This window comes from Aquiflexum sp. (assembly GCF_041749095.1).
GTDB lineage: Bacteria > Bacteroidota > Bacteroidia > Cytophagales > Cyclobacteriaceae > Aquiflexum.
Genome location: NZ_JBGTCA010000177.1, coordinates 1 through 3,815 on the forward strand (window position 1 = coordinate 1; position 3,815 = coordinate 3,815).

Consider the following 3,815-nt stretch of genomic DNA (forward strand, 5'->3'; position numbering starts at 1 on the left):
GCATTGAAGCAAGATTTGCAAAAGGAAACCATGCGAAGGATTTTGAAGGACTCATCGATGACAAGACCAAAGCCATTTATCTGGAAACCATCGGCAATCCCGAATTCAATATTCCTGATTTTGAATCTATTGCTGCTTTGGCTAAAAAACACGACCTACCATTGATTGTGGACAATACCTTTGGTGCTGCAGGTTACTTATTCCAGCCAATTAAGCATGGAGCCAACATAGTAGTACAGTCTGCCACTAAGTGGATTGGCGGTCACGGAACCTCCATAGGGGGTGTAATCGTAGATGGAGGAAACTACAATTGGGGCAATGGGAAGTTTCCACAGTTCACTGAACCATCCGAAGGATACCATGGTCTTAAATTCTGGGAGGTTTTTGGGGACAACAATCCCTTAGGATTACCAAATGTTGCTTTTGCTATCAGGGCAAGGGTTGAAGGATTAAGGGATTTTGGACCTGCATTGAGTCCATTCAATTCCTTCCTTCTATTGCAGGGATTGGAGACACTGTCACTGCGTGTTCAGAGAACTGTAGACAATGCACAGGGCATCGCTGAGTGGTTAGAAAAGCACCCTAAAGTACAAAAGGTAAATTACCCTGGGCTTAAATCTTCCCCTTACCATGCATTGGCTTTGAAATATCTTCCAAATGGTTTTGGGGGTGTTTTGAGTTTTGAATTGAAGGGAAGTAAAGAAAGTGCCTCCAATTTTATCAATAACCTCAAACTGATTTCTCATTTGGCGAATGTCGGCGATGCCAAAACTTTGATCATTCAACCATCCGCTACTACCCACCAACAACTGAGTGAAGAGGAACAGATTGCGGCAGGGGTCACCCCTACCCAATTGAGGATTTCCCTTGGAATCGAACATATAGAAGATATCAAAGCAGATTTGCAGCAGGCTTTTAATAGTATCGCCTAATACTTTTAAAAAAAACCTGGCAGGTCTTTAAGACCTGCCAGGTTTTACTTAGTTAAGTACAATGGATGTAAAAAGTAATTACCTGATTATAGATATGGCGCAGGAAACCTACAGGCATGAAGGTGTATTTGAACTGGAATCCGGAGAGTCTCTGCCGGGATTTGAAATTGCCTATACCACCCAAGGACATTTGACTACTTCAAAAGACAATGTGGTTTGGGTAATCCATGCGCTTACCGGAGATGCAAATGTTCAGGAGTGGTGGAACGGAATTGTGGGAGAAGATAAATTCTATGATCCCACCAAATACTTTATCGTTTGCGCCAATCTTTTGGGTTCCTGCTATGGTTCCACAAATCCGCTATCTGTTAATCCTAAAACAGGTAAAGCTTACTACTATGATTTCCCCAACCTCAGTACCAGAGACCTTGCGGAATCCTTGGACAAGGTGCGGAAACATTTGGGAATTTCCCAGGTCAACACTATTATCGGTGGCTCTTTGGGTGGTCAGGTAGCCTTGGAGTGGGCACATCTCCTTCAAAACAAAGTAAAGAACACCATTATCCTTGCCTCCAATCCAAAAACTTCCCCATGGACCATTGGATTCAATGAAACGCAGAGAATGTCCATCGAGGCGGACAGTACCTGGGGGCAAAACCATCCCGATGCCGGAAAAAAAGGATTGGAAGCAGCCCGGGCGATCGCCATGCTTTCCTACAGGCATCCCGAAGATTTTGCACTGAAACAAACCGATACAGATGAAAAACTGGATAATTTCCGCATTTCATCCTATTTGAGATATCAGGGACAAAAATTGGCCAATCGCTTCAATGCATTTTCCTATTGGGTGCTGAGCAAAGCCATGGACAGCCACGATATCGGAAGAGGGAGAGGAGGAATGGAAAAGGCACTCTCAGAAATACCCTCAAAAATTTTGGCTATCGGCGTTGACCGCGACCTGTTGTTTTTAAAAGAAGAATCCCAGTTTATAGCCAAACATGTCCAAAGAGGATCCTACCATGAAATCCATTCATCCTACGGCCATGATGCTTTCCTGATTGAATACGGACAACTTCAATATATTTTAAAGGGTTTTTATTTGGAGGGGAATGGGTAGATGGCCGATGTTGGATGACCGATGACAGATGTTGGGTCAGAGGCAAGATGGGAGATGTTAGATATGAGACGGGAGATATGAGACATGAGATTCAAGAGCCAAAGCCTATCCCGAGTATCGGGGAGCCAAGAATCAAGAAATAAGAGAACAAAACATGATGATTTGATAAAAGGTGTTTACTATCAAGAAAGACTTATCCTTGTCATGCCGACGGCAGGAGACATCTATTGAGACGCTGGACGCTAAACCAAAGAACCAAGAATCAAAGCCTGACCCAAGTATCGGGGAGCCAAGAAACAGAGACATCTATAATTCTTTATTAATCAGAAAATGCCGTAGGCATGACCGATGTTTTAGCCCGGTAATTTATTGCCGGGAACCGGAGGGAGTGTAGATTCCCAGAAGTGCCATAGGCACGAACGATATAGGTTGGTCAATTTGCAATTTGGAATCAGAGAAACAAGATGTAAGAGATTTCTTTCTGTAGACCGAACGATGATATTTCTTTTATTCAATTTGAATATTTTTAGAAAAAGGTTTATTAAAATCACTTTAAAGATAGATAACAAATTAACCGCGTCATCGGTCATCGGTCATCCGTCATCAAACATCGGTCAAGACAATGCCTACATCCTCAAAAACCCCTCTCACCTCCCAACCTCAATCAACCTAAACTTCAAAAAATCCTCTGAAAGTTCGGGGTTATCCGGATGATCTGTGGAAACCCAAACCCCTTCCTGATTGCCAAAAATGTAGGTTCCATTAAATTGGTTTTCCTCAAGGTCCAACTCCCCTACTTTATTGAAGTCCGAATCCAAAAAAACCAGGCCCCACTTGGATGCAATATGGGTCTCAGGTCCAAACTCGCCTTCAGGTATGTCTTCATACTTTGCCACCCTTACCATCAGATCCAATTCTTGCAGATAAAGCAATTGTGTATAGATGTCTGTATACCTGATCATTTTCATGATTTCAGGCATATCTTCAAACATATTGGGGCTGGAAGACAATGGTGGGTCATTGGGAAACTTGGAATGTGCAGCCGGGGATGAAATGATCTCACCATCCTTAAAATGGTAAATATTCCTAAAATTCATATTGATCAAAGGAGACCCGTTTGGACCTTTACTCAGAAGCGGAAATATAGATTTGTTGAGATTAGTGCCGACAAACTCCTCAGGAAAGTAGCTCACTGGAATAAATTCTTTCTCATTCAAATTGTATTTGACAAGATTGGGGATTTTTGTCAATTCCCCGGGGCTTAACTCCGTCCAAGCAAAAACCATAGGGAATGCCGCAAAGTAAAAATCATCCCCGTTTTTGATAAAAATATTTGAAAACAAACTTACACCATCCTCCTCAAGGGATTTGGTATCCAAAGAAAGTTTTTCCTGAAGGATTCCATTACCATCATATCGCAAAATGGTATTTGCTCCGGTAGAAAAATAAAGTTCACTTGGATTATCTGCATAAAAACCCAGGACATTGCCCCCAAGTCCATTGGGGCCTTCCATTTCAAAAACCAAGTGCTTTTCCGATTGATCATTTTCCAAAGAATAAATCAATAGCCCATTGGTTTTATAGTCAAAAAAATAGAGAAACGAATGTTCATCCTGAAATGAATTCATATTGAAATGGCCGATTTCGGGGGGCATTTCAAATAATTTTATTTTGTCGCTGACAACAAAGTCTTTTTGGGAATCATCGGATTCTTGAACCTTTTCATTACAGTTTGAATAAACCAAAAAGGACAATAAAGATAGGGC

3 protein-coding genes are annotated in these 3,815 nt (G+C 41.8%); 2 read left to right on the forward strand and 1 reads right to left on the reverse strand.

Annotation, left to right across the window (positions count from 1 at the left end):
• Both ACEW8O_RS08825 and metX read left to right on the forward strand, forming a co-directional pair.
• A partial coding sequence (locus ACEW8O_RS08825) for an O-acetylhomoserine aminocarboxypropyltransferase/cysteine synthase family protein (RefSeq protein ID WP_373494258.1) occupies positions 1-932 on the forward strand: 932 nt, incomplete at its 5' end.
• A gap of 61 nt (positions 933-993) precedes the next feature.
• Entirely contained in the window at positions 994-2,049 is a 1,056-nt protein-coding gene (gene metX, locus ACEW8O_RS08830; RefSeq protein ID WP_373494259.1) for a homoserine O-acetyltransferase, read from the forward strand.
• 647 nt (positions 2,050-2,696) lie between these two features.
• On the opposite strand, the gene ACEW8O_RS08835 is transcribed toward metX, so the two are convergent.
• Positions 2,697-3,815: DUF4221 family protein (locus tag ACEW8O_RS08835; protein WP_373494260.1), on the reverse strand; the 1,119-nt coding region annotated here is incomplete at its 5' end.

Excerpts from the sequence above, each read along its gene's own strand:
- metX (WP_373494259.1), top strand. The coding sequence starts at position 994 with ATGGATGTAAAAAGTAATTACCTGATTATAGATATGGCGCAGGAAACC.